Source organism: Novosphingobium sp. SG720 (genome assembly GCF_012275365.1).
GTDB classification, from domain to species: Bacteria; Pseudomonadota; Alphaproteobacteria; order Sphingomonadales; family Sphingomonadaceae; genus Novosphingobium; species Novosphingobium rhizosphaerae.
Genome location: NZ_JAAZQN010000001.1, coordinates 1273032 through 1299912 on the forward strand (window position 1 = coordinate 1273032; position 26881 = coordinate 1299912).

23 protein-coding genes are annotated in these 26881 nt (G+C 65.6%); 19 read left to right on the forward strand and 4 right to left on the reverse strand.

Annotation, left to right across the window (positions count from 1 at the left end; translation table 11 throughout):
* The first annotated feature begins 23 nt into the window (after positions 1 to 23).
* The 10 genes from FHW94_RS05790 to FHW94_RS05835 all read left to right on the forward strand — a co-directional run bounded on the left by FHW94_RS05790 (position 24) and on the right by FHW94_RS05835 (position 11576).
* On the forward strand, positions 24 to 1814 hold the full coding sequence (locus FHW94_RS05790) for a chloride channel protein (protein WP_168554744.1): 1791 nt from the start codon (positions 24 to 26) through the stop codon (positions 1812 to 1814).
* Between the two features lie 58 nt (positions 1815 to 1872).
* A complete protein-coding gene (radA, locus tag FHW94_RS05795; protein ID WP_168554745.1) occupies positions 1873 to 3240 on the forward strand; it encodes a DNA repair protein RadA in 1368 nt (455 codons plus the stop codon).
* 10 nt (positions 3241 to 3250) lie between these two features.
* Entirely contained in the window at positions 3251 to 3865 is a 615-nt protein-coding gene (locus FHW94_RS05800) for a CvpA family protein (RefSeq protein WP_168554746.1), read from the forward strand.
* Between the two features lie 3 nt (positions 3866 to 3868).
* Complete coding sequence (locus FHW94_RS05805; protein WP_168554747.1) at positions 3869 to 4300, forward strand: iron-sulfur cluster assembly scaffold protein; 432 nt, start codon at positions 3869 to 3871, stop codon at positions 4298 to 4300.
* Positions 4301 to 4339: 39 nt separating this feature from the next.
* Complete coding sequence (locus FHW94_RS05810; RefSeq protein WP_168554748.1) at positions 4340 to 5947, forward strand: MFS transporter; 1608 nt, start codon at positions 4340 to 4342, stop codon at positions 5945 to 5947.
* Positions 5948 to 5989: 42 nt separating this feature from the next.
* On the forward strand, positions 5990 to 7069 hold the full coding sequence (locus tag FHW94_RS05815) for an alanine racemase (protein ID WP_246865897.1): 1080 nt from the start codon (positions 5990 to 5992) through the stop codon (positions 7067 to 7069).
* A 90-nt stretch (positions 7070 to 7159) separates the two neighbouring features.
* On the forward strand, positions 7160 to 7741 hold the full coding sequence (gene phaR, locus FHW94_RS05820) for a polyhydroxyalkanoate synthesis repressor PhaR (protein ID WP_168554749.1): 582 nt from the start codon (positions 7160 to 7162) through the stop codon (positions 7739 to 7741).
* Positions 7742 to 7956: 215 nt separating this feature from the next.
* Positions 7957 to 9504, forward strand: coding sequence for a proline--tRNA ligase (gene proS / locus FHW94_RS05825; RefSeq protein ID WP_168554750.1), 1548 nt, complete (start codon positions 7957 to 7959; stop codon positions 9502 to 9504).
* A 144-nt stretch (positions 9505 to 9648) separates the two neighbouring features.
* Entirely contained in the window at positions 9649 to 10965 is a 1317-nt protein-coding gene (locus FHW94_RS05830; protein WP_168555499.1) for a M28 family peptidase, read from the forward strand.
* A 29-nt stretch (positions 10966 to 10994) separates the two neighbouring features.
* Positions 10995 to 11576, forward strand: a complete 582-nt coding sequence (locus FHW94_RS05835; RefSeq protein WP_168554751.1) for a DUF805 domain-containing protein — start codon at positions 10995 to 10997, stop codon at positions 11574 to 11576.
* Here FHW94_RS05835 and FHW94_RS05840 read toward each other — a convergent pair whose 3' ends face one another.
* A complete protein-coding gene (locus FHW94_RS05840) occupies positions 11577 to 12344 on the reverse strand; it encodes a class I SAM-dependent methyltransferase (RefSeq protein WP_168554752.1) in 768 nt (255 codons plus the stop codon).
* A gap of 80 nt (positions 12345 to 12424) precedes the next feature.
* On the opposite strand from FHW94_RS05840, the gene FHW94_RS05845 reads away from it, so the two are divergent.
* Together FHW94_RS05845 and FHW94_RS05850 are read left to right on the forward strand one after the other, a co-directional pair.
* Positions 12425 to 13186 carry a helix-turn-helix transcriptional regulator gene (locus FHW94_RS05845; protein ID WP_168554753.1) on the forward strand — a complete coding sequence of 254 codons (762 nt, stop codon included), beginning with the start codon at positions 12425 to 12427 and terminating at the stop codon, positions 13184 to 13186.
* Between the two features lie 153 nt (positions 13187 to 13339).
* Positions 13340 to 15634, forward strand: coding sequence for a VacB/RNase II family 3'-5' exoribonuclease (locus tag FHW94_RS05850; protein WP_168554754.1), 2295 nt, complete (start codon positions 13340 to 13342; stop codon positions 15632 to 15634).
* A 118-nt stretch (positions 15635 to 15752) separates the two neighbouring features.
* Here FHW94_RS05850 and FHW94_RS05855 read toward each other — a convergent pair whose 3' ends face one another.
* Entirely contained in the window at positions 15753 to 16214 is a 462-nt protein-coding gene (locus tag FHW94_RS05855) for a universal stress protein (RefSeq protein WP_168554755.1), read from the reverse strand.
* A gap of 268 nt (positions 16215 to 16482) precedes the next feature.
* Here FHW94_RS05855 and FHW94_RS05860 point away from each other — a divergent pair, with 268 nt between their 5' ends.
* The 6 genes from FHW94_RS05860 (at position 16483) to FHW94_RS05885 (ending at position 24337) form a co-directional block, all read left to right on the forward strand.
* Positions 16483 to 17781 (forward strand): pyruvate dehydrogenase complex dihydrolipoamide acetyltransferase, encoded by a 1299-nt coding sequence (locus FHW94_RS05860; protein WP_168554756.1) that lies wholly within the window; start codon positions 16483 to 16485, stop codon positions 17779 to 17781.
* Positions 17778 to 18152 carry an acyl-CoA thioesterase gene (locus FHW94_RS05865; protein ID WP_168554757.1) on the forward strand — a complete coding sequence of 125 codons (375 nt, stop codon included), beginning with the start codon at positions 17778 to 17780 and terminating at the stop codon, positions 18150 to 18152. The genes FHW94_RS05860 and FHW94_RS05865 overlap by 4 nt, the downstream gene beginning before the upstream one ends.
* Before the next feature lie 12 nt (positions 18153 to 18164).
* On the forward strand, positions 18165 to 19577 hold the full coding sequence (lpdA, locus tag FHW94_RS05870) for a dihydrolipoyl dehydrogenase (protein WP_168554758.1): 1413 nt from the start codon (positions 18165 to 18167) through the stop codon (positions 19575 to 19577).
* A gap of 117 nt (positions 19578 to 19694) precedes the next feature.
* Complete coding sequence (locus tag FHW94_RS05875; RefSeq protein ID WP_168554759.1) at positions 19695 to 20864, forward strand: NAD(P)/FAD-dependent oxidoreductase; 1170 nt, start codon at positions 19695 to 19697, stop codon at positions 20862 to 20864.
* Positions 20865 to 21044: 180 nt separating this feature from the next.
* A complete protein-coding gene (locus tag FHW94_RS23555) occupies positions 21045 to 22499 on the forward strand; it encodes a M10 family metallopeptidase (RefSeq protein WP_168554760.1) in 1455 nt (484 codons plus the stop codon).
* Positions 22500 to 22615: 116 nt separating this feature from the next.
* The gene (locus FHW94_RS05885; protein WP_168554761.1) at positions 22616 to 24337 is read left to right on the forward strand and encodes a M10 family metallopeptidase; all 1722 of its coding nucleotides are present in this window, start codon (positions 22616 to 22618) and stop codon (positions 24335 to 24337) included.
* A gap of 12 nt (positions 24338 to 24349) precedes the next feature.
* Here the strand turns inward: FHW94_RS05885 and FHW94_RS05890 are convergent, their stop codons facing one another.
* Positions 24350 to 24613, reverse strand: coding sequence for a hypothetical protein (locus FHW94_RS05890; RefSeq protein WP_168554762.1), 264 nt, complete (start codon positions 24611 to 24613; stop codon positions 24350 to 24352).
* Here FHW94_RS05890 and FHW94_RS05895 point away from each other — a divergent pair.
* Positions 24593 to 26509, forward strand: coding sequence for an FIST N-terminal domain-containing protein (locus FHW94_RS05895; RefSeq protein ID WP_168554763.1), 1917 nt, complete (start codon positions 24593 to 24595; stop codon positions 26507 to 26509). The two genes, FHW94_RS05890 and FHW94_RS05895, sit on opposite strands and share 21 nt — an antisense overlap.
* A 1-nt stretch (position 26510) precedes the next feature.
* Here the strand turns inward: FHW94_RS05895 and FHW94_RS05900 are convergent, their stop codons facing one another.
* A complete protein-coding gene (locus tag FHW94_RS05900) occupies positions 26511 to 26804 on the reverse strand; it encodes a hypothetical protein (protein ID WP_168554764.1) in 294 nt (97 codons plus the stop codon).
* Positions 26805 to 26881: the final 77 nt, after the last annotated feature.

Below are 26881 nucleotides of genomic sequence, written 5' to 3' on the forward strand. Positions count from 1 at the left end.
GTCCGACGATTGCGGGTTGACCGATGCCCCACTCCGGCCTTTTCCCACCCCGTCGCGGCTTTGCCCAGGCATTCACAACGCTGCTGATCAAGCTGGTCGTGCGCCTGCGCCGCCTGCTGCGCGAGCGCGAGGCGGCGTTCATCGTGCTCGCGGCGCTGGCTGGCGCGCTTGCCGGTCTTTCCACCAACGCGCTTGGTTTCCTTGCTCATGCGATGCAGCAGGTGTTCTATGGCCTGGAAGGCAACCGGCTGAGCGCGCTGGGCGAAATCCGCCATCCCTGGCGCCTGATGGCGCTGCCGCTGGGCGGGTTGGTGCTGGCGCTGTGGGCGCGCTGGCTGCGTCGGCGCAATCGCCCGCTGATCGACGTGGTAGAGGCCAATGCCCTGCATGGCGGGCGCATTCCGCCGGCCGATAACCTCATCATCGCCGGGCAGACGGTAATTTCCAACGGCGTAGGTGCTTCTGTGGGGCTGGAGGCAGCCTATGCCCAGATGGGCGGCGGCATGGCCAGCGTGCTGGGCCAGGCGATGAAGTTGCGCCGCAACGACTTGCGCACGCTGGTGGGCGCCGGGGCGGGTGCCGCCGTGGGGGCGGCGTTCAACGCCCCGCTGGCCGGGGCGTTCTATGCGTTTGAAATCGTCATCGGCTCGTTCGTGCCGGGGGCCGTGGCGCCGGTGATGGCTGCGGCCCTGGCGGCGGCGGGCATGTCGCGCCTGATGGGCAGCGAACCTTGGCTCATCGCCACCACCGCGGTGGGGCGCAGCCTCACGATCGAACATTACCTGGCCTATGGCGTGCTCGGCGTGGTCGCGGCCATGGTCGGCATCATGGTCATGCGCCTGGTTACGGCGGCGGAGCTGGCGCTGGGCCGCTTCAAGTGGCTGGCGCGCTGGCGCCCGATCCTGGGCGGATTGCTGCTCATCCCCCTGGCCTTGGTCACGCCGCAGTCGCTTTCGGCCGGGCACGGCGCCTTGCATCTCAATCTTGCGCTGCGGCCAGGTCTGGATTTCCTCGCCGTGGTGCTGTTGGCCAAAGTCGCCGCCTGCGTCGTCGCGCTGTCGAGCGGCTTTCGCGGCGGGTTGTTCTTCGCCTCGCTGTTCCTTGGTTCGGTGGTGGGGCAGGCCTTTTCGATCATCGCCGGGCAGCTTTTCCCCGGCCTCGCGCTCGATCCCACCGACGCGGCGCTTGTCGGCATGGCCGCGCTCAGCGTCTCGATCGTCGGCGGGCCGATGACGCTGGCCATGCTCATGCTCGAAATCACGCACGATTTCGCGCTGATGGGCGTGGTGCTGACCGCCGCGCTGGTTTCGGGCACGCTCACCCGCGAAGTGTTCGGCTATTCCTTCTCCACCTGGCGCCTCCACGTGCGCGGCAGCAACATTCGCGGGCCGCGCGACATCGGCTGGATGCTCAATCTTTCGGCCGGGCGGATCATGCGGCGCGATTGGGTTTCGATGCCCGAAGACCTGACCGTGGCCGAGTTCCGCACCCGCATGCCGCTCGGCTCGGCCAGCAAGGCGGTGCTCGTGGACGAGGCGGGCCATTATCGCGGGATCATGGCCACCGCTTCGGCCTACCGCCCTGATCTGACGCCCGAAACCCGGCTTCATGCGCTGGCAACGCTCACCGGCCTGACCCTTTCGCCAGCGGCCGATATCAAGGCCGTGCTCGCCCTGTTCGATGAACACGCCGCCGATGAAATCGCCGTGGTCGATGGCGTGGGCGTGGTGCAGGGCGTGATCACCGAACGCCACGCCCGCCGCCGCTATCTTGAGGAAGTCGAAGCGGCCCAGCGCTCGACGTTCAGCGAATGATGCCATATCGGCGTTACAGGCTGCTTGCGTTCCCGCTCTGTTCGCGTTAGCGCGGGGCATGGCCAAGCCCAAACGTCGTTATGTCTGCCAGGCCTGTGGCAGTGTCTCTCCGCGCTGGCAGGGGCAATGCCCCGATTGCGCCGAATGGAACACCCTGGCCGAAGAAGCGCCGCAGACGGTGTTTTCGGCCAAGCACGACCTGTCGAGTGGCGGGCGCGCGGTGCAGTTCGTTTCGCTCGATAGCCCCGTGGCCCTGCCGCAGCGGCGCAAGACCGGCCTTGCCGAATTCGATCGCGCGCTGGGCGGTGGGCTGGTGCCTGGCTCGGCCATCCTGATGGGCGGTGATCCCGGCATCGGTAAATCGACGCTGCTGTTGCAGACGGCCGCCTGCATCGCCAACGCGGGTGGTCTCGTGGTCTATATCAGCGGCGAAGAAGCGTCGGACCAGATCCGCCTGCGCGCCGATCGCCTGGGGCTGGGCAAGGCGCCGATCCGCCTCGCGTCCACCACGTCGGTGCGCGATATTCTCACCACGCTGGGCAGCATGGAGCCGCCCGCGCTGCTGGTGATCGATTCGATCCAGACGATGCATTCCGACCAGATCGAGGGCGCGCCCGGCACGGTGAGCCAGGTGCGCGGCTGCGCGTTCGAACTCATCCGCTATGCCAAGGAAAACGGCGTCGCGCTGGTCTTGGTCGGCCATGTCACCAAGGATGGCTCGATCGCCGGGCCGCGCGTGCTCGAACACATGGTCGACGTGGTGATGAGCTTCGAGGGCGAGCGCAGCCACCAGTACCGCATCCTGCGCGCGATCAAGAACCGCTTTGGCGCGGTGGACGAAATCGGCGTGTTCGCCATGGCTGGCGCCGGGCTGGAAGAAGTGGGCAACCCTTCGCTCCTGTTCCTCTCTGGCCGGGAAGAGCCGGTGCCGGGCAGCGCGGTGTTCCCCGCACTGGAAGGCACGCGGCCGGTGCTGGTGGAAATCCAGGCGCTCACCGTGCGCCTGGCCAGCGGGGCCACGCCGCGCCGCGCGGTGGTCGGATGGGATTCCGGGCGCCTGGCCATGTTGCTCGCCGTGCTCGAATCGCGGTGCGGCCTCAGCTTTTCCTCGGCCGAAGTCTATTTGAACGTGGCCGGCGGCTATCGCCTGACCGATCCCGCCGCCGATCTCGCCGTGGCCGCCGCGCTGGTTTCGGCACTGGCCGATCGCCCGCTGGCGGCGGGCTCCGCCTGGTTCGGCGAAGTGTCGCTGGCCGGCGAGGTGCGCCCTGTCGCCCATGCCGGCGTGCGCCTGCGCGAAGCGGCCAAGCTGGGCTTCAAGCAGTTGCACGGGCCCGACGGAGCAGGGGAAAAGGTGGAAGGCTTGCGCTATTCGCCGATCCGACTGCTGCCAAATCTCGTTGACCGGGTGATGAGCGGAGCCTAATCGGCAGGGAATGACCGGCTTCGATTATGTTGTCTTTCTGGTCGTCGCGGTCGGCGCGATCGGCGGTTTCTTTCGCGGCTTCGTGGAGGAAGTGCTCTCGCTTGCGGCGTGGTGCATCGTGCTGGTTGCCGTGCACTATGGCCTGGAGCCCTTGACGGCTGCGCTCAAGCCGCATCTCAAGACCGATACCGGCGCTGGCGTTCTTGCCTATGCCCTGCTGATGATCGTGCCCTGGGGCCTCATGCGCCTCATCGCGCGCAGGATGGGTGCGGCCAGCCGCGATTCGATGCTCGGGCCGATCGACCGGTTGCTCGGCTTCGGTTTCGGCGCGGTGAAGGGCGCCATTCTCATGGTCCTGGGCTTTGCCTTGGTTGTCTTTGCCTATGATGTGGTCTGGGGCGTAAAGGGCCGGCCGGAATGGATCACGGAGGCGCGCACGTACCCCTTCCTCAACGCGGCGAGCGAGGAACTCGTTTCGGTGATTGCCGAGCGGCGCGCCGCAGCGGCCGAGGCAGCCGACGACGATGCCGCCAATGCCGATGGGGATGCCCCGGCGCCCAAGCCCACCGCCCCGCACAAGAAGGCGCACCACCGCAAGCATCCCGCCACCAGCACGGCGGATTGATCGATGTCGGCCGCCGTTCTCTATACGCCCGAAGTGCTGGCCGCTGCCATGGGGCTGGCCCAATGGCCCTGGGACGAGAGCTTGCCCCTGGTGGGAGAGGCGCGCTCGCGCGCATGCGGCAGCACGCTCAGCCTCGGCCTGGCGCTGGATGGGGAAGGGCGCATCGTCCGGCTCGGCCTGCGCCCGCATGCCTGCGCGGTGGGCCAGGCGGCAGCCCATATCTTCGCAACGGCCGCGCAAGGCCGGACCCAGGCCGACGTGGCGGCCGTCCGTGCGGCCTTGTCGGCCTGGCTGGCGGGCGAGGGGGACGAGCCCGACTGGCCGGGCCTGGCGTTGCTGCGCAAGGCAAAGGACTATCCCGCCCGCCATGGCGCCATTCTCCTGGCATGGGATGCCGCACTGGCAGCGCTGGCGGAGCCGGCCAAGGCAGGCTAAGGCTGTCCCCGATAACGAACGCCGGGGGAATTTCACGTCATGAACACCACGCACGCGGAACCGACCGCGGCCGATATCCGGCTGGTCATCGCCGCCAGTAGCGCCGGCACCGTGTTCGAATGGTATGACTTCTTCATCTACGGCACGTTGGGCACGATCCTGTCCAAGGCCTTCTTTCCCACGGGCAATGCCACGCTGGAATTGCTGCTGTTCTGGCTGGTGTTTGCCGTTGGCTTCGGTTTCCGACCGCTGGGCGCGGTGCTGTTCGGCTTCCTGGGCGATCGGCTGGGGCGCAAGTACACGTTCCTTGCCACGGTCGCGCTGATGGGCGTGGCCACGGCCGGCGTGGGCCTGGTGCCCTCGGCGGCCAGCATCGGTTATGCCGCCCCCGCGCTCGTCATCGTGCTGCGCGTGGCGCAGGGGCTGGCGCTGGGCGGCGAATATGGCGGCGCGGCGGTCTATGTGGCCGAACACTGCGCGCCCGCGCGGCGCGGGTTTTTCACCAGCTTCATCCAGGCCGGCGTGGTCGGGGGCTTCATCCTCAGCCTGGTGGTGGTGCTCACCTGCAAGGCCGCCTTTGGGCCGGAACTGTGGGCGGCCTGGGCCTGGCGCGTGCCTTTCGTGCTCAGCCTGGTGCTGCTGGCGATTTCGCTCTGGATGCGCCTCAAGCTGTCGGAAAGCCCGGTGTTCCAGGCGATGAAGGCCGAAAACGAGCTGGCCGGCAATCCTTTCGTGGAAAGCCTGACCGCGCCGGGCAACAAGAAGCGGCTGTTCGTCGCGCTGTTCGGCATCGCCGCAGGGCTGACCGTGATCTGGTACACCGCCATGTTCAGCAGCCTCACGTTCCTGAAAACGGCGATGCGCATGAACGACACCGCGGCCGAGATCATCGTCGGGATCGCGGCGCTGTTCGGCGTCGCCACGTTCCTGCTCTTCGGGCACCTGTCCGACAAGGTGGGCCGCAAGGTCCCGATCGTGTGGGGCTATGTCGCCACGCTGGTGCTGCTGTTCCCGCTCTATTGGGGCATCGGCGCGCTGGCCAATCCGCATCTCGCTCGCCAGGCGCGCGAATTGCCGGTCGTCGTTTCCGGGCCCGATTGCCATTTCGATGCCTTTGCCACCGATCAGGCCAACCCGTGCGCCAAGCTGCTGTCCGACCTGACCGCCACCGGCGTGCCCTATCGCCTCGAACGTGCGCCCACGCTTACGCTTCATGCCGGGGCGGCGCGCCTGCCGCTCGAAGCCTATCCCTGGGCAGACAAGAAGGTGCGGGGCAAGGCGCTGGAAGCGCTCCTGGCCAAGGCCGGCTATGATCTGGCGCGGATCACGCCAACGCCCGGCAGGGCGGCGCTCGTGGTGCTGGTGCTGGTCGGGCTCATGGCGCTGTCCGGTGCCACGTATGGCCCGGTGGCGGCCGTGTTGTGCGAGATGTTCCCCCCGCGCATCCGCTATTCCTCGCTGTCCATTCCCTATCACATCGGCACCGGCTATTTCGGGGGCTTCCTGCCGTTTCTTTCCACACTGATCATCGCCAAGACGGGCGATCCCTATGCCGGCTTGTGGTACACCTGGGTTGTCGTGCTGGTGGCGCTCGTGGTTTCTGCCTGGGGCCTCAAAAGTGGGCTGCCGCAAGACGAAGTGGGCTGACCGGCCGCCTTTGCCATCTACGGAATCGATTTCGCCTTGTCCTTGCCTGACCCCTCCTTTGCTCGTCCCGTTGCCGCTTTCGCACCCTTGCCGCCAGCCGCGCTGCGGCTTGCTCTCGATGCCACGGCCCTGGCTGCCAACTGGCGCGCGCTTGATCGCATGAGCGGCGCGGCCAGCGCGGGCGCGGCGGTCAAGGCCGATGCCTATGGCCTGGGGGCCGCGCGCGTCGTTCCCGTGCTTGCGCAGGCGGGCTGCCGCGATTGGTTCGTGGCGCATTGGGGCGAAGTTCCCGACGTGCTGGCCCACGTGCCGCCCGCGTCGATCCATGTGCTGCACGGCCCGATGAACGCGGCTGACGTCGCCTATGCGCAGGCAACCGGGGTGACCCCGGTGCTCAATTCGCTGGCCCAGGTGCGCCGCTGGCGCGAGGCCGGGGGCGGGCGGTGCGACCTGATGGTCGATACCGGCATCAACCGGCTGGGCCTGCCGCTGGCCGATCTGGGCGATCCCGCGCTTGCCGGTCTCGATATCGACTGCTGCATTTCGCATCTTGCCAGTGCGGACGAGGACGTTGCGCAAAATGCGCAGCAACTGGCGCGGTTCCAGGCGGTGTGCGCCCAGATTCCGGCCCAGCGTTACAGCCTGGCCAACAGCGCCGGCATCGCGCTGGGCGCGCGCTGGCACGCCGATGTCACGCGGCCGGGCATTGCGCTTTACGGCGGCATTGTGCGCAGCGAACTGGCCGGCGTGATCGCGCAGGTTGCCCACCCGCAGGCCGCCGTGATTCAGCGACGCCAACTCCAGCCCGGCGATCTGGTGGGCTACAATGCCACGTTTACCGCCGACCGGCCGATTTGCGCCGCCGTGGTGGCGCTCGGCTATGCCGACGGGTACTTGCGCACCTGGTCGGGCAAGGGTGAATTTCGCTGGCGGGGCAGCACCTTGCCGGTGATTGGCCGCGTCTCGATGGATATGACCATTGTGGACGCAACAAGTGCACCCGATCTGGCCGAGGGCGATTGGCTGGACGTTGCCTATGATCTGCCAGAGGCTGCGAAAATCAGTGGCTTGTCCCAATATGAGCTGCTCACCCTGCTCGGACGGCGATTTTTGCGCGATTGAGGCATGCTTGCGTCTTGATTAACTCATATTGCGCCGCACATACTGCATCTGCTAATCGTATGTGACATTCCCAGCGGGGGTCCGATAAAAATGGCAAATCAGGCTAAGGACGGCGATACCGTCATCATCAAGAAATACGCCAACCGCCGTCTCTACAACACGCGGACATCCAGCTACATCACGCTCGACCACCTCGCGCAGATGGTGAAGGAAAACGTCGAGTTCAAAGTGATCGACGCCAAGAGCGGCGCGGATCTGACCCATTCGATCCTCACCCAGATCATCATGGAAGAGGAAGCGACGGGCGAGCAGATGCTGCCCACCAACTTCCTGCGCCAGCTCATCGCCATGTACGGCAATTCGATGCAGGCGCTGCTGCCCGGCTATCTGGAAGCCTCGATGGAGCATTTCCGCGAGAACCAGAACAAGCTGCGCAAGGCGATCGAGGATTCGATCGGCTCCAATCCGCTGGCCCAGATCGCCCAGCGCAACATGGAAATGTTCAAGGCCGCCGCCGCCGCCTTTGTGCCCGGTGCCACGGTGTCCGGCTCCACGGGGCGCGAAGACGACAAGCCGGCGAGCAGCAGCCCCGCCGGCAGCGACAGCGAGCTTTCGGAACTGCGCAAGCAGATGGCCGAGATGCAGAAGAAGCTGGAGCAACTGGGCAAGTAAGCACTTATTTGGAAAATGCGCGAATGCGCATTTTCCATGCGGCACCGGCCCGCTCCCCCACCCGACCTCCCAACGATAGTACCCTACGGGAGGTCGGGTGGGGGAGCGGGTCGGTGCCGCAAATCCGGCAAGCCCGGATTCCAAGCCGCTAAATTTCCCGGTGCGCGTGCATTGGGGCGTTGCCCCGATCCGCCGCACCGGCTAACCGGCAGGGCATGAACCAGCCCAAGATCAAGCACGCGCTGCCGATCACGCGCGACGAAGACTTTGCCCAGTGGTATCAGGCGGTGATCGCCGAGGCCGAGCTTGCCGAGGAATCCGGCGTGCGCGGCTGCATGGTGATCAAGCCTTGGGGCTATGGCATCTGGGAACGCATCCAGAAGCTGATGGACGCGCGCATCAAGGAAGCGGGCGTCGACAACTGCTATTTCCCGCTGTTCATCCCGCTGTCGTACTTCGCCAAGGAAGCCGACCACGTGGAGGGCTTTGCCAAGGAAATGGCCGTGGTCACGCACCATCGCCTGGTGGCCGATCCCAAGGGCGGGCTGATGCCCGATCCCGAAGCCAAGCTGGAAGAGCCGCTGGTGGTGCGTCCCACGTCGGAAACGGTGATCGGCGCGGCCATGGCGCGGTGGATCCAGTCGTGGCGCGATCTGCCGCTCTTGACCAACCAATGGGCCAATGTCGTGCGCTGGGAAATGCGCACCCGCATGTTCCTGCGCACCAGCGAATTCCTTTGGCAGGAAGGCCACACCGCCCATGCGGACGAGGCCGACGCCATGACCGAAACCCTGCGCGCGCTGGAAATGTACCGCAGTTTTGCGCAGGACGTGCTGGCCATGCCGGTGATCGCCGGGCCCAAGCCCGAAAACGAACGCTTCCCCGGCGCGGTCGAAACCTTTTCGATCGAAGCGATGATGCAGGATGGCAAGGCGCTCCAGGCCGGCACCTCGCATTATCTCGGCACCACGTTCTCGCAGGCCGCCGGCATCCGCTATCAGGACAAGGAAGGCCAGCAGGCGTTGTGCCACACCACCTCGTGGGGCGTGTCCACCCGCCTGATCGGCGGCGTGATCATGACGCACGGCGATGACGATGGCCTGCGCACCCCGCCGCAAGTGGCGCCGCACCAGATCGTGATCCTGCCGATGCTGCGCGACAACGATGGCGACGAAGCGCTGCTCGCCTATTGCGAAGACCTGCGCAAGGCGCTGGCCAGCCAGAGTGCGTTCGACGAAAAGGTCCGCGTGCTGCTCGACAAGCGGCCCGGCAAGGCCACGGCCAAGCGCTGGGCCTGGGTCAAGAAGGGCGTGCCGCTGATCCTGGAAATCGGCGGGCGCGATGCGGAAAACGGCCAGGTTTCGGCCGTGCGCCGCGACCGCCTGTGGCGCGAGGATGGCAAGGTCAATTTCGTCGGCCAAGCCAAGGAAGATTTCGTCGCCTCGGCCGTCGCCGAACTGGAAGCGATCCAGGCCGCGCTGTTTGCGCAAGCGGCCGCCCGCCGCGACGCGCAGATCGAACGCGGCGTGACCGATCTCGATGGCCTGGCGGCCTATTTTGCCGAAGACCGCAAGTTCCCCGGCTGGGTGGAACTGGGCTGGTCGCGCCCCACGGGCGAGGCGCTGGACAAAGTGGTGGAGCGGTTGAAGGCGCTCAAACTCACCATCCGCAACACCCCGCTCGATGCCCCGGCGCCCACCGGTATCTGCCCGTTCACGGGCGAACCGGCGGTTGAAACGATCTATATCGCCCGGGCTTATTGATCGGGTTATAAAATTGCCTCCCCCAGCCCCTCCCGCTTGCGGGAGGGGAGCCAGAGAAGAAAGCCCCCTCCCGCTTGCGGAAGGGGGTTGGGGGAGGGCATGTTCCCCCTTACCTCGCGCAATATATCGTTTACCCTGCGCGACATGACCCGCGCTCTTCTTGCCCTCCCGCTCTTGGCCCTGGCCCTGCCGCTCCACGCCCAGGAAGTCTCCCCACAGCGCCTCAAGGCCGACGTGGAAACCCTGGTCGGCTTCGGCACGCGGCACACCATGTCTTCGCCCACCGATCCCAAGCGCGGCATCGGCGCGGCGCGCGCCTGGGCCAAGGCGCAGTTCGAGGCGAGCAGCGCCGCCTGCGGCCAGTGCCTCGCCATCGTTACCCCCGAAACCACCGTCACCGGCGAACGCCTGCCCACGCCGACCAGGATCGTCGATGTCGTCGCGATCCAGCGCGGCAGCGAGCGCCCCAACGAAGTGGTGATCGTGGCCGGCCATATCGACAGCCGCGTCAGCGACGTGATGAACGCCACGGCCGATGCCCCCGGCGCCAACGACGATGGCTCGGGCACGGCGCTGGTGCTCGAAGCCGCTCGCGTGCTGTCAAAGCGAAAGTTTCCCACCACCATCGTCTATGCCGTGCTCAGCGGGGAAGAGCAGGGCCTCTATGGCGGCAAGTTGTTGGCCGAATATGCCAAGGCGCAAGGCTGGACAGTAAAAGCCATGTTCAACAACGACATCGTCGGCAATTCGCGCGGGTCTGACGGGCTGGTGGACGATACCCACGTGCGGGTGTTTTCCGAAGGCCCGCGCGGCGATGGCGATGCCGCGCTCGCCCGCGCGCAACGCGCCATCGGCGGGGAGAACGACAGCCCCTCGCGCAATTTGTCGCGCTGGCTGGCGGGCCTGTCCGATCCGGTCCGGACGGGCCTCGCCGTCCGCCAGGTCTGGCGCGCCGATCGCATGGGCCGGGGCGGCGATCACTTGCCGTTCGAGGCGCTGGGTTATCCCGCCGTGCGCTTTTCCGTCGCGGTGGAGAATTACGACCGCCAGCATCAGGATCTGCGCACCGAACAGGGCCGCGCTTATGGCGATACGATCGATGCCATGGACTTTGCCTACCTCGCCAAAGTGACGCGGCTCAACGTCGCCGGCCTTGCCGCGCTCGCCCGTGCGCCGCTGCCGCCAGTCGCCACGGTGAAAGCCGCGGTGCAAACTTTCACCGAGGTATCGTGGAAACCGGTGCCCGGCGCGGTGCGCTATGCCCTGTGGCAGCGCCGCACCGACGCACCGGGCTGGCCGGTCAAGCCCGTGCTGCAAACCACGCAGACCCAGGTAACTCTGCCCGGCGTGCGCGGCGATGACTGGTTCTTCGGCGTCAGCGCGATTGCCGCCGATGGCAGCGCAAGCCCGGTGGCCTCGGCCGTGCCGGGCGGCGGTTTCGAGCCGCAGGAACAACGCTGAATTGCGATAACCAGCCTTGGGAGAAGCCCATGCTTCACGCCATCAAACACGGATTGCGCAATCTCTTCAACCTCAAAGGCCGCGATGCGCGCCAGACGTTCTGGTATTACGCCTTGTTCCTGTTGCTGTTGCGCTGGATCGCCGGCACGCTCGCTGCCGTGCCGCTGATGCGCAGCACGATGACCACTGCGTTCGATGCGACGCGCAACAGTGCCGATCCCGATGCCACGGCCACCGCGGTCCAGGCGAATATCACCGCGGCCTTGCCCCACCTCATGGTGCTGGGCATCGTCATCGGGTTGATCTCCATGGCAATGCTGGTGGCCAGCCTCGTCCGCCGGCTGCACGATGCCAACCTTTCGGGCTGGTTCGTGCTGCTGCCCGGCGTGCCCTATCTGCTCGCCCTGGCAGCGGCGCCCTCGCAGGTTGCCCACACGATGGAGGTCATGCAGCGGGGCGCACATCAGCCGGGCGTGATGCTGCACGAAACCAACTGGTCGGTTGCCGCGTTGGGCTGGCTGGCCTTTGCGCTGTTGGTTGCACTGGCGGCGCGCCCGTCCACGCTCGGCGCCAATCGCTATGGCCCGCAGCCGTTGGACGGGCAGGTTTGATCAGGCCGCCTCTGCCTCGATCAGCAAGGTGTCGATGGTAAAGCTGCCATCGGCCTCGATCGCGAAGTGGTCCTGCACTTCGCGCGGAGCCTGGCTCTGAAGCTGGCGAATGGCGGTGGCCAGATCGGGCGGAGTGCCCATCCGCGCCGTCCATTGCGCAAAGTCCATGCGCAGGCGCCCCGGCGTGATCGCGGAAATCGCAAAGCCGGCCTGGCCCAGCGCGACGGTCCATTCGGCCAGGCTGTAATCGCGAACATGGCTCGCATCGCGCAGCAATTCCACCGCTTGCAGATGCGTGTCGCACAGCGCGCTGGCCGGCGCCACCACATCGGCAAACAGGGCCAGGCCGCGCGGTTGGCACACCCGCCGCGCCTGGGCCAGCCCGCGCGCCAGGCTGTTCCAGTGATGCGCGGAAAAGCGGCTGGCCACGGCATCGGCATGGCCATCGGCAAAGGGCAGCGTCTCGGCTGCACTCACGCAAGTAACCACGTTGGCCAAGGCGCGCCGCGCGCTTTCCGCCTCCACCGCCGCCAGCATGCGGGGCGAAAGATCGGTGGCGATCACCTCGCCACAGTGGGGCGCGGCGACATAGGCCACATGGCCGCCGCCGGTACCGATGTCGATCAGCTTCGCCGGGCGTCGCGCGGCCAGGGTCTCTCCCATGCGCAAGAGATCGGCGCCCTGGGCGTGAACGGCACTGGAAACATAGGCGGCGGCGCGGCTGCCGAACTGGGCATCGGCGTGATCATCGTGGCTGGGTCGGGTCATGGTCGTTCCTTTCGCGTCTCCGTGTGAACCGCGATTTACCCTGTTACAAGATTGGCACTTATCCTGTTATAAGCACTTCCATGACCGACACGAGACAGGAACTGGGCCGCTTCCTGCGCGCCTCGCGCGAACGCTGCCCGGCCGAAGGCAGCGGCCGGCGCCGCACCCCCGGCTTGCGACGCGAGGAACTGGCCATTCGCGCCGGCATCAGCACCACCTGGCTCGCCTGGCTGGAGCAGGGGCGCGAGGCGAACCCTTCACCGCACGCCCTCGCGCGCCTCGCCCGCGCGCTGGCGCTGTCGGTGGCAGAGCGTGCCTATCTGTTCGAGCTGGCGGGCCGGCTCGATCCCGAAGCGCCCATGGCGACAACGCTGGAAGAAGCGCCGGATTCGGTGCGCGTCCTGGTGGAATTCGCGCCGGGGCCGGCATACGGCCTCGATCGCACCTGGCGCGCCACCTGCTGGAATGCCGGGGCAGAGCGGTTGTTTCCCGGCTGGCTGGACGACATGGGGGAGCGCAACCTCTTGCGCTACATGTTCCTGCGGGCCGAAGCGCGGGCCATGCTGCCCGATTGGCACGAACGCGCGCGCCGCCTGATCGCCGAATTCCGCGCCGATCATGCCGGCCGCCATGCCGATCCGGTGAGCGAGCGGATCGTGGCCGACCTGCGCGTGGAAAGTCCTGATTTCGCCAGTCTGTGGGACGAGCAGGTGGTGCAGGGCCGGGAAGGCGGCCTGCGCCGCTTCGACCACCCGTGGGATGGGCATCTGGCCTTCCGCCAATTCACCTGGATTCCCGCCGATCGTCCCGATTGCAAGGTCGTCGTCCTGCATCCCGCCTAGAGCATTTCAAGGCAGGTGGAATCACCTGCCGACTCGGAAAATGCGGCAAATCAGAAGGCTGGAGCGCCGGCTTTGGCGCAGTCAAAGCCGATCGCGCTCCAAGCGCGCTGTGCAAGGTTGCGCTTTTTCGCCCAAGCGCCCACATGCGAGAAGATGGTCAAGACCAAATTTCCCCAGGGACTCCCTTCGCGCCAGCAGGTGCTCGATTTCATCGCCCAGAGCACGGAAGCGGCCGGCAAGCGCGAGATTGCCAAGGCTTTCGGCCTCAAGGGCACCGAGAAGATCGCGCTCAAGGCGCTTTTGAAAGACATGGCCGAAGAAGGCCTGATCGACGGCAACCGCACCGCGTTTCATGCCATGGGCGGCGTGCCCAAGGTGACCGTGCTGCGCGTGGTGGAAATCGACGAGGGCCATGTTCTGGCCATTCCCGATTCCTGGCAGCCCGATGACGCGAGCCCGCCGCCGCGCCTGCGCGTGATCGAGCCCAAGGGCAAGGCGCGCGATCGCCAGGCGGCGCTCAAGCCCGGTGACCGCGTGCTGGCGCGGACCGAGGAAGTGGGCGGCCCCGGCTCCGGCAAGTGGTTGGCCCACCCGATGAAGAAACTGCCGCAGCAAAGCGAGCAGGTCATGGGCGTGGTCGAGCTTGATGGCGTGGGCAAGGGCTGGCTCGCCCCCATCGACAAGCGCGAGCGCCATGCCGCGCCGATTTCCGATCTCGGGGGGGCGGAGGCGGGCCAATTGGTGCTGGCTGAACCGGCAGGCCGCTCGCCCCGTTCGGGCATGCGCGTCACCGCCGTACTGGGCGATCCGCTGGCGCCGCGCGCGTTCAGCCTGATCGCGATCCACAAGCACGGCATTCCCATGGCCTTCGCGCTCGAAGCACTGGACGAGGCCCAAGTTTCTGCCAAGCTGCCGCTCAGCCAGGATCGCCGCGAAGACTTGCGTGCCCTGCCGATCGTGGCGATCGACCCCAGCGACGCGCGCGACCACGACGATGCGATCTGGGCCGAGCCCGATGGCGAGGGCGGTTTCCGTGCGCTGGTCGCCATCGCCGACGTTAGCTTCTACGTGCGTCCCGGCGGGCAATTGGACCGCGATGCCCGCAAGCGCGGCAATTCGGTCTATTTCCCCGATCGCGTCGTGCCGATGCTGCCCGAAGTCTTGAGCGCCGATGTCTGCTCGCTCAAATCCGGCGCGGATCGTGCGGCCATGGCCTGCCACCTGCACATTGCCGCCGATGGGCGGATCACCGATTTCCGCTTCACCCGCGCGCTGGTGCGCATCCACGAAGTGATCGCCTATGAAGAGGCGCAGGCCCGCATCGACGAGGATCGGGCCGAGCCGCACCTGCAAAACCTGTGGGCCGCGTGGCGCCTGTTGGAAAAGGCGCGCTCGGATCGCAATCCGCTCGAACTCGAACTGCCCGAACGCCGCGTGATGCTCGACGAGGCGGGCCGCATCGCCCAGATCGCGCTGCGCGAGCGGCTCGACGCGCACCGTGTGGTCGAAGACTTCATGATCGCCGCCAACGTCGCGGCGGCCAAGGCGCTGGAAGCCAAGACTGCCCCGGTGGTCTATCGCATTCACGAGCCGCCGAGCCGGGAAAAGCTGCTGGCGCTCAAGGACTATCTCGCCACGTTCGATCGCAAGCTCTCGCTCGGCCAAGTGATCACGCCGGGCCTGTTCAACCGCATGCTCAAGGACGTGACCGACGAGGCGGAAAAGGCGCTGGTGATGGAAGCCGTGCTGCGCAGCCAGACCCAGGCCTTTTACGGCCCGCGCAACGCCGGCCACTTTGGCCTGGCGCTCGGCTCCTACGCGCACTTCACCTCGCCGATCCGCCGCTATGCCGACTTGCTCGTGCACCGCGCGCTGGTCGATGCCTATGGCCTGGAGCAGCCGCGCCCGGAAAGCCACGCCATTCCCGCCACATCCGGCCTGTCTGACCGTGATCGCGGCGATCTGGCCCGTGTGTCCGACGCGATCAGCGCCGCCGAACGCCGCGCGATGGAGGCCGAGCGCGAGACGATCGACCGCTATGTGGCGGCCTGGCTCTCCACCCGCGTGGGCGAAGTGTTCGACACGCGCATCACCGGCGTGCAGAAGTTCGGCCTGTTCGCCACGATCCTGGGGCTGGGCGGCGATGGCCTGGTGCCGGTGTCCACCCTGGGCGCCGAACGCTTCAACTATGACGAGAAGGCCCAGCGCCTGGTGGGCGAACTGAGTGGCGAGGAATTCGCCATGGGCATGATCATCAAGCTGCGCCTGGCCGAAGCCAACCCGCTCACTGGCGCATTGAAGTTCGAGCCGGTGGACGTGGCCGAGGGCATCCAGCGGATCGAGCGGCGCGGCAGCAAGCTGGACGTGAAGCCCAAGTTCCGCGGCAAGCACATGGTCGGCCAGCGCGGCCGCCCCGGCAACATCCGCCACCAGGGCAAGCGGCGCTAACCCCCTCCGACGGCCTGCGGCCGCCACCTCCCCCGGTGGGGGAGGATCTGGGTTGAATGATCCTCCCCCGCCGGGGGAGGTGGCAGGCCGAAGGCCTGACGGAGGGGGGCAGACCCCCTCAACTCACCGCGTCGATCGCCTCGTCGTCCACCCCGCCCGGCACGATCATCAGCACGCAGGGCAGGGTGCCGGCGGCCGCAGCAAAGTGGGCGATCAACGGCCCGGAATTGTCTTCCGCCGCGCCCAGCACGAGGGCAGACACTTCCGGATGTTCCTTGAGGTATTCGCGAACCACTTGCGGTCCGTTGCCCTGGCGTACGCTGATCAGCGGGGCCAGGCCGGATTCGCTCGCCAGGCTGCCGGCCGCGGCCGTGGCCAAGACTTCGGCGCGGTCGTGCGCTTCCTGCTCGATCGTGGCCTGGACCCCGGCAAAGGCGACGAATTCCTGGCGCGGCACCAGCGCCAGGATATGCACCCCGCCGCCCGTGCGCACCGCGCGCCTTGCAGCAAAGCGCAGCGCGCGGGCCGCTTCCTCGGTCTCGTCCATGATCACCAGATAGATGCGCTGCTGGTCTGGCATGTCGCTGGTCCGCCCCCCGTTTCGTGGCAAGTGGTACCGCGAATGCGCGGTTCTGGCAAATAGGCGAGGTGCACACCCATGGCAGTATACGTAAACTGCCTGCTTAAAAATCATGCCCCGTGCATGTCGCTAGAGGCTTGACCGAAGGTGCAAGGCTGGTGAAATGAGGTGGTGAAACGAAAATTCGATTTAACCCGAATTTTTGCCAAAAAACCAGTTTAGCAAACCGAATTGACACTTTTGTCAGCAAGGACACGGAAAACAGCCCATGCCCATCGCGATCAAGATGCCCGCCCTGTCCCCGACGATGGAAGAGGGCACGCTGGCCCGCTGGCTCGTCAAGGTTGGTGACAAGGTTGCCTCTGGCGACATCATGGCCGAAATCGAAACCGACAAGGCCACCATGGAATTCGAAGCCGTCGATGAAGGCACGATCGTGTCGATCGACGTGGCCGAAGGCAGCGAAGGCGTGAAAGTCGGCACCGTGATCGCCACGATCGCTGGTGAAGACGAAGATGCCAGCGCCCCGGCGCCCGCTGCTGCTGCGCCCGCGCCGGCCAAGGCTGCCGAAGCGGCACCGGCCCCCGCGGCCAGCGCGCCTGCTCCGGCTCCCGTTGCGGCCGCCGCTGCGCCGGCCGCCAAGGGTGACCGCGTGATCGCCACCCCGCTGGCCAAGCGCATCGCCGCCGAAAAGGGCATCGACCTGGCCAGCGTGAAGGGCAGCGGCCCCAACGGCCGCGTGACCAAGGCCGATGTGCTCGGCGCCAAGCCCGGTGCTGCCACCCCGGCGCCTGCCGCCGCTGCACCGGCTGCCGCGCCTGCTGCCGCCCCGGCGCCGGCGGCTGCACCCACCCCGGCTGCGGTGCCCGATTTCGGCATTCCTTACGAAGCGCAAAAGCTCAACAACGTGCGCAAGACCATCGCGCGCCGCCTCACCGAAGCCAAGCAGACCATCCCGCACATCTACCTTACCGTCGACGTGCGCCTCGATGCCCTGCTCAAGCTGCGCAGCCAGTTGAACGCCGCGCTCGAAGCGCAGGGCGTCAAGCTCTCGGTCAACGACCTCTTGATCAAGGCGCTGGCCAAGGCCCTGGTGCAGGTGCCCAAGTGCAACGTCAGCTTTGCCGGCGATGAACTGCGCAGCTTCACCCGCGTCGATGTGTCGGTGGCCGTGGCCGCGCCTTCGGGCCTGATCACGCCGATCATCAAGGATGCCGGGGCCAAGTCGATCTCGGCCATCGCCACCGAAATGAAGGCGCTGGCCGGCAAGGCCCGCGAAGGCAAGCTGCAGCCGCACGAATTCCAGGGCGGCACCGCTTCGCTGTCCAACCTCGGCATGTTCGGCATCAAGCAGTTCGAAGCCGTGATCAACCCGCCGCAGGGCATGATCCTGGCCGTGGGCGCGGGCGAACAGCGCCCCTACATCGTCGATGGCGCGCTGGGCGTGGCCACGGTGATGAGCGCCACGGGCAGCTTTGACCACCGCGCGATCGACGGGGCTGACGGCGCCGAACTGATGCAGGCCTTCAAGCAGATCGTGGAAAACCCGCTGGCGCTGGTGGCATGAGCGTCCAAAGCCGCGAACCGGCCATCCGCGTCACGGCCATGCCCGCCGATTGCAACGCCTATGGCGATATCTTCGGCGGCTGGTTGATGTCGTTGATGGACAATGCCGCCGGCCTGATCGCCGCCCGCCGCTGTCGCGGCCGGGCGGTGACCATCGCGCTCGATGGCATGCAGTTCGTCCAGCCGGTCAAGGTGGGGGACGAGGTTTCGGTCTATGGCGAGATCGAGAAGACCGGGCGCACCTCGATGACCATCGCCATCGAGGCATGGCGGCGCGAGCGGCACCGCGAGCAAGCCTCGATGGTCACCCAGGCCAAGTTCACGTTTGTTGCCGTTGACGGCACCGGCCGGCCCCGCCCGGTTGACGAATAAGGAGAATTCCAAGTGGCTGATCAATATGACGTGATCGTCCTCGGTTCGGGCCCCGGCGGCTATGTGGCGGCGATCCGCGCCGCGCAGCTGGGCCTCAAGACCGCGATTGTAGAGCGCGAGCTGCTCGGTGGCATCTGCCTCAACTGGGGCTGCATTCCCACCAAGGCGCTGCTGCGCTCGGCCGAAGTCTTCAACAACATGAAGCACGCGGCCAGCTATGGCCTGGCGGCGGACAATATCCGCGCCGACCTGGAAGCGGTGGTCAAGCGTTCGCGCGGCGTGGCCAAGCAGCTCAACCAGGGCGTGACCCACCTGATGAAGAAGAACAAGATCACCGTGCACATGGGCACGGGCGTCTTGAAAAGCGCTACCAGCGTGGAAGTGACCGGCGAGAAGGGCACCGAAACGATTTCGGCCAAGCACGTCATCGTCGCCACCGGCGCGCGCGCGCGTGACCTGCCCTTCGCCAAGGCCGACGGCAACCGCGTGTGGACCTATCGCCACGCGATGACGCCAAAGGAACTGCCAGCTAAGCTGCTGGTCATCGGCTCGGGCGCGATCGGCATCGAATTTGCCAGCTTCTACAATGATATGGGCGCCGAAGTCACTGTCGTTGAGATGATGGATCGCGTCGTGCCGGTGGAAGATGCCGATGTTTCGGCCTTCCTCGAAAAGGCGCTGACCAAGCAGGGTTTCAAGATCCTGACCGGCGCGGGCGTGGAAAGCCTGGCGGTGGGCGCCAATGGCGTGAAGGCCAAGATCAAGGCCAAGGACGGCAAGGTGGTGGAAGGCGATTACAGCCACGTGATCGTGGCCGTCGGCATCGTTCCCAACACCGAGAACATCGGCCTGGAAGCACTGGGCGTGAAGGCGGAGCGCGGCATCATTGCCATCGACGGCTATGGCCGCACCAATGTGAAGGGCCTGTGGGCCATCGGCGACGTGACGCCCGGCCCATGGCTGGCGCACAAGGCCAGCCATGAAGGCGTGATCGCCGCCGAAGCGATTGCCGCCGAACTGGGCAACAAGGACGTGCATCCGCACCCGATGGACCGCGCCAACATCCCGGGTTGCACATATTGCCACCCGCAGATCGCCAGCGTGGGCCTGACCGAGGCCAAGGCCAAGGAAGCCGGCTACACCGTGAAGGCGGGCACGTTCCCGTTCATCGGCAATGGCAAGGCCATCGCGCTGGGTGAGCCCGAAGGCTTCATCAAGACGGTGTTCGATGCCAAGACCGGCGAACTGCTGGGCGCACACATGATCGGTGCCGAAGTCACGGAAATGATCCAGGGCTTCGTCGTGGGCAAGACGCTGGAAACCACCGAGGCCGAACTGATGCACACGGTCTTCGCGCACCCGACGATGAGCGAAGCCATGCACGAATCCGTCCTCGCCGCCTACGGCCGCGCGCTGCACATCTAAGCGCCAACCAAAGCCCCCTCCCGCGTGCGGGAGGGGTTGGGGGAGGGCATGTTCCCAACAGAACGCCGCCCTCCCCACCCCTTGCCAAACCCCGGCCAATCCCCCACGGCCCCAGCCATGACGCACGACGTGATCATCCTGGGTGCCGGGGCTGCCGGCCTGTTCTGCGCGGCCACCGCGGCCGCGCGCGGGCGCCGTGTCCTGGTGCTCGATCACGCCGAAAAGCCGGGCAAGAAGATCCTGATTTCCGGCGGCGGGCGCTGCAATTTCACCAACCTGCACACCGCGCCCGACCGCTATCTTTCCGAAAACCCCCATTTCGCCCGCTCGGCGCTCAGCCGCTATACCCCGGCCGATTTCATCGCGCTGGTCGATGCCCATGGCATTGCCTGGCATGAAAAGACCCTGGGCCAGTTGTTCTGCGATGGCTCTGCGCGCCAGATCGTGGACATGCTGCTGGATGAATGCGCCAAGGGCGGCGCGCAGGTGCGCTGCAACAGCCCGATCCGCGCAGTGCGCCACGCCGATGGGCTGTTCCAGGTAGAGGCCGGGGAGGGCACCTTCGCCGCCCCCTCGCTGGTCATCGCCACGGGTGGCCCGGCCATTCCCAAGATCGGCGCGACCGGCTTTGCCTATGACCTGGCGCGGCAATTCGGCCTCAAGGTGGTGCAGCCGCGCCCGGCGCTGGTGCCGCTCACCCTGCCTGGCGAAGCGGCGCTGTTCCGCGAACTGTCGGGCATTGCCGCCCCGGTCGAGGCGGCCTGCGGAAAGGCCCGCTTTGCCGAAGCCGCGCTGTTCACCCATCGCGGCCTGTCCGGCCCGGCGATCCTCCAGGTTTCGTCCTATTGGCAGCGCGGCGAGGCGGTGCGCATCGATTTCCTGCCCGGCCGCACAGGCGATTGGCTGCTCGATGCCAAGCGCCAGCGCCCCCGCGCTGCCCTGCGCAGCGTGCTGGCAGAAGCGCTGCCCGAACGCCTGGCCACGGCCCTGGCCGAACAGATCGGCCTTTCCGCCGAAATGGGCAACTTGCCCGACAAGGCCCTGCGCGCCGCACAGGCACGGCTGCGCGCGTGGGAATTCATGCCCAATGGCAGCGAGGGCTTCGCCAAGGCCGAAGTGACCGCCGGCGGCATCAGCACGGCCGAACTTTCCCAAGCCACGATGGAAGCGCGCAAGGTGCCGGGCCTCTTTGCCATCGGCGAGGCGGTGGATGTCACCGGATGGCTGGGCGGCTATAACTTCCAGTGGGCCTGGGCCAGTGGCCACGCCGCCGGAATGGCCGCCTGATAGGCATAAGCCCGTATATCCCGGCCGCGTAACCGGCAAGATATTGCCGGATAACGGCGGGATAACGCCGGCTGGGTGCAAGTACCTGCCCTTAAAAATACCCGGTATTGAGGGTCTATATGGCCTGTTTGCCTTGGAAAGCCCGAAAGCGGGCGTTGCACGATCAAGGACAACACGCCCATGCCCAGCTATACCGACGCTTCGGTCGTTTCGACCTACAGTCTCACCGGCAGCAAGTATTTTGACTCGTTGCTTTATTCCAAGCCGGGCTTTCGGTCCAAGTGGTCAACCATGGTCGATGGCAAGACCGCCATTACCTACAGCTTCCCCTGGCTGGACGGTGTGTCCAGCAAGTTTGCCGGCAGCTATGGCACCGAACCGACCGCTGCTACGCATGGGGCGATGCCCAGCGGGCAGATCGCCAATATCCAGGCCGCGTTCCAGGCCTGGGCCAATGTTGCCAACATCACCTTCACCCAGGTGAGTGAAACCGACGCGGGCACCGTGGGCGATATCCGTATTGCGCAATCGTCCAGCGTCACGGGGCAATACTGGGGCTATTGCAAGATCGTGTCCAACGGCGCAGCCAACGCCCACGGCGATATCTGGATTTCCCCCACGTATGGCAGCGGCTCGTTTGCCGTGGGCACCTACAACTACATGGCGATGATGCACGAGATCGGCCACGCGCTGGGCCTGGATCACCCGTTCGAAGGCAACAAGATCCCTTCGGGTTTTGACGTGCGCAGCTACACGATCATGTCTTACACCGATCCCAAGAATGTGTGGTGGTACAACAGCAGTTCGGGGCAGACCGAATACCTGATCAAGTCGCCGATGGTCTATGATATCGCCGCGATCCAATCGATCTATGGCGCCAACACCGGATATAATGCTGGTGACACCACGTATACCTATTCGGCAACGGCCCCATTCTTTGCCGCGATCTGGGATGGCGCCGGCAACGACACGATCGATATCAGCGGCTTTTCCAAGGGCTGCCGTATCGATCTGCACGCCGGCACTTATTCCACCCTGGTGTTCGACAATCTGCAAACGCTGACCAACAACCTGGGCATCGCGTTCAATTGCACGATCGAAAACGCCACCGGCGGCAGCGGGGCAGACAAGCTGGTCGGCAACGACATTGCCAATGTGCTCAACGGGCGCGAGGGCGACGATACGCTGACCGGCAATGGCGGCAACGACACGCTCAATGGCGGCGCGGGCAAAGACGCCCTGCAGGGCGGCAACGACAATGACACGCTGATCGGTGCGGCCGGGCAAGATACCTTGACCGGCGGCGCCGGGGCCGATGCCTTCGTTTTTACCGCCATTTCCGACTTTGCCGGACTGACCATCACGACCTGCGATGCAATCACCGATTTCAGCAAGACTCAGAAGGACGTGATCAAGCTCAACCAGATCGATGCAATCAGCAGCACCGACAGCGTGGACGATCCGTTCACCTTCATCGGCACCGCCGCTTTCCACCGGGTTGCGGGCGAATTGCGCTATTCTACCGCTGGCAACATCACCACCATCCAGGGCGATGTGAACGGCGATGGCGTGGCCGATTTCTGGCTCAAGGTGGCGGGCAAGGTTGCCTTCGCCGCCACCGATTTCGTTCTCTGACAGGCTTAGTGCCGGGGTGGAGGCGCCCTCACGCCTCCACTTTGAACCTGTCGCTCGTCCCGTAACGCTGGCTGTCCGCCTAACAAGGCGGGCCATAGCTTATCGGGAACGCGCGCGTGGCAACCTATACCCAGGCATCGGCGGTCAAGACCTACAAACTCACTTCGGATTCGCGTTTCAACGCCTTGCTCCAGGCAGATCCGGCCTATCGCATGGCCTGGTCCACCGTGTCGGGCGGGAAGACGGTGGTATCGTACAGCTTCATCTGGGGCGGGGGCGTGGCGTCACAATTCGCCACCGGCTATGGCACGGAAATGACCGCGGCCACGGTCGGCGCGCTGCCATCTGGCGAATACGCCAACGTGGCGCTGGCGTTTCAGCAGTGGGCCAACGTCGCCAATCTCACGTTCAAGCAGGTGACGGAAACTGCCGCAGGCGCCGTGGGCGATATTCGCCTGGGCCTGTCCTCCCGCGTCGGGGATTCCTGGGGCTATACCAAGGTCAACGCCAATGGCACTGCCAACAGCCATGGCGATATCTGGATCAACCCACTCTATGGCAAGGATTCCTACGCCGTAAACACCTATAACTTCACTGCCCTGATGCACGAGATCGGCCATGCCCTGGGCCTGGCGCATCCTTCGGAAGGGAACATTATCCCGGCCGGCTACGATTATCGCAACTACACGATCATGTCCTACAACGATCCCTATGGCGTCTATGCCTACAATGCCGCCAAAGAGGATTTCGACTACATCATCCAGACGCCGATGGTCTATGATATCGCCGCGATCCAGGCGATCTACGGCGCCAACATGAGCTATCATGCGGGCGACAACAAATACGTCTATTCGCCGGACAGCCCGTTCTACGCCGCGATCTGGGACGCGGGCGGCAACGACCTGATCGACTTGCGCAAGTTCAAGCTCGATTGCTGGGTCGATCTTCACCCTGGCGCCTATTCCACCCTGAGTTTCACCAATGTCAGCGTGTCCAACAACCTGGGCATCGCCTACAACGTGACGATCGAGGATTGCTATGGCGGCGCGGGCAACGACACGCTGGTGGGGAACGAGGCGAACAACCGCCTCTATGGCTATGCCGGCAACGATCGCATCTATGGCTATGGAGGCAACGACAAATTGTCGGGCGGCAAGGGGGACGATATCCTCTCGGGCGGCGATGGCAACGACACGTTCCTGGCCGGCGACGATTTCGGCAACGATCGCTATGTCGGCGGGCCGGGGCTCGATCTGGTCACCTATGCCGGGGCCACGGCCGGGATCAGCGTCAATCTTGCCACCGGGATCGGGGATGGCACGGCCGCCGGGCTGGGCAAGGACACCATATCGGGCGTGGAACGCGTCACCGGATCAGCGCACGACGATACGCTTGCCGGTGACGCCAACGACAACATCCTGTCCGGCAATGGCGGCAACGATACCATCAGCGGCATGGGCGGCGCCGATACCTTGCGTGGCGGATCGGGGCAGGACGTGCTGACCGGCGGCGCCGGCGCCGATCGCTTCGTGTTCGAACGCGTGCTGGAATTTGCCGGCACCACCGCCGGCGCGTGCGACGTGATCACCGATTTCAAGCATGCCGAGGGCGACACGATCATCCTCTCGCCGATCGACGCCAACACCCTGACCAGCGCCGACGATGCCTTTGCCTTCATCGGCACGGCCGCGTTCCACCACGTTGCGGGCGAACTGCGCTATGCCATTACCGGCGGCAACACACTGATCACGGGCGATGTTAACGGCGATGGCGTGGCAGATTTCGCCCTGCTTCTGTCTGGCAGTGTCACCTTGGTGAAAGGCGATTTCGTGCTCTAGACGCCGATACGACTAAGCACTTTCCACCGGCACGCCCAACGCTTTGTTGGCCATGACAGGTCTAACCTGCCGTGAAGATGCCCGGAGAATATGATGTTTGGTTTGCGCAAAGCGTTCGGTGGCGATCAGCATGGCGGAAAGCCCATCCGGACCAGTGCATCGGCTCTCAACCTGCTGCCCCAGCCTGAAGAACCGCAACCCGACCCCCTCGCTGCCATTGCGCAGCCATCGATGCGCGTTGTGCGCAGCAACAGCATGCTGCACGGGATCGGCCATGAAACCTTTCGCTTTGGCGATGCGGCGGCAGGCCTGGTCATGGCCTATGTTTCTCCCCACGTCGATTTCCAGACGGTGGTGCAGCGATTGCGCCCGTTCTGCGCGCCCGCGCGGGTGGTAGCCGTTACCACGGCTGGCGAATTGTGTGGCGATGGGCAGGGGCCACTCTATTGCCCGGCCGACGGCACGTGGGACAACGTGGTGGTCCAAGTCTTCGGGCCAGACTTGTTCGCCGCCACCAGCATTCACGCCGTCCCGCTCGCCAATGAAGATATCCGCGCCGGTGTAGCGCGCAAGGTGCAGGACGAGCGGGTTGGCGAAATCGCCGGGCATCTTTCGCGCCTGTCCGTGCCCTTTCCCGTGCGCCACGATGATACCCTGGCGCTCACTTTGATCGACGGGCTTTCGGCCAGCGAAAACTTCTTCATGGAGGCGGTCTATCGCTGCGGCCGCTTTCCTTGCGTATTCATCGGCGGTTCGGCGGGCGGCAAGCTGGATTTCAAGGCCACCTGGCTGTTCGATGGCGAACGCTTCCTGCAAGACCACGCCGTGATCGTCTTTGCCAAAATGCGTCCGGACGCGGCCTTCGGCATCTTCAAGACGCAGAACTTCGTCGATACGGGTCGTAGCCTGATCATCATGGAAGCCTCTGCCGAAACGCGCAAAGTCACTTCGGTGGTAGAGCCCGGCTCGGTGGAGATCATGCCCGTGGTCGATGCCCTGTGCACGATGATGGGCTGCCAGCCGCACGATCTGGAACGGCGCCTGGCCGGGCACACTTTCGCGATACGCATGAACGACCAGTTGTTCGTGCGCTCGGTATCCGGCATCAATGTGGCCGCTGGCGAAGTGCATTTCTATTGCGATATCAACCCTGGTGACGAACTCCACTTGGTGGCCGCCACCGATTTTGCCGGTCAGACGCGGCGCGATCTCGAAGCGTTCCTGCGCGGCAAGCCGCATCCTGTGGGCGTACTCCTCAACGATTGCATCCTGCGCCGCCTGGGCAATGGGCCACAGCTCGGCGCGCTCGATGGGCTGTGGGGGGATGTGCCGGCGGCCGGCTTTTCCACTTTTGGCGAACTGCTGGGCATCAACGTCAACCAGACATTGACCGCCGTGGTGTTTTTCAAACCCACGCCGGGAGCGCCGATGGCAGAGCCCTTCGTAGAAAACTTCACCATCCACTATGCCCAGTTCGCGCGCTATTTCGTGGAGACGCGGCTCAACCAGCAGCGCCTGATCAACGGCTTGCGCCAGCAATTGCTAGGCCGCCTCACCGATTTCGTGATGAAGTCTGCGCGCCTGGCGCACGAATTGGACCAGGTCGCCAGCAGCACCGACGACGTGCGCCGCAATGTGGAGGCGATGCGCAGCGATATTGAGCAGCGGCTGACCGGGCTGGCGCACAGCGACGGGGAAGGGGTGCTCGACAACGAATTCGGCCACGTGGCCCAGGCCATGACGCAACTGCGGGAGATCGTCGAAGTGATCGACAAGATCAACATGCAGACCAACCTGCTCTCGCTCAACGCCGGGATCGAGGCGGCGCGGGCCGGAGAGGCCGGCCGCGCCTTTGCCATCGTCGCCAACGAAGTGCGCAGCCTGGCCAAGATGACCCGTACGACCCTGGATCAAAGCCGGGAATCGCTGGGCCAGGTCGATAGCTCGATGACGCGCCTGGGCGGCCACGTGGCAGAAACCGAAGCCAAGCTGGGCAACGCGCGCAGCGGGTTCGATGTGATTACCAGCAGCCTGGGCACGCTGTTCGCTTCGTTCTCGCGCATTGGCGATCTGCTCGGCTCGGTGGAGCAGATGGCCCGCCAGCAGACCAGCATGATGAGCCAGGTGGAAATGGAAATCGAGCGCTTGCGCCGCGTTGAAGGGCAGGGATGAATCAGATGTGGCGCAATACCGCGGTGGTCACCACGCGCGCTTCATGCCGGCTGGCGCGCAGCAGCGGGTGCGGGTCCATCCGCGCATAGAGGCCACCGGGCGGTGCGTATTGCGCGGCGTGCCCGGTCCATTGCATGGCCACCGCGCGCAGTTCGGGCACGATCACCATTTTGACCACGGCCAGCGTGGCCATCCACAGCGGAATCGATAGCAGGGTGGACCAGGCAAGGCACACTGCGGCCCTGCGGGGGCGGATCGCTCTGCGGAAGCGGGGGATGTTGACGTTCCAGACCATGACCAATCCCGATATTCAGCACTGGTCCCCGCGCCGATGGCTAAGCCCGCGCGCCTGACAGCTGGATGAATGTCCAA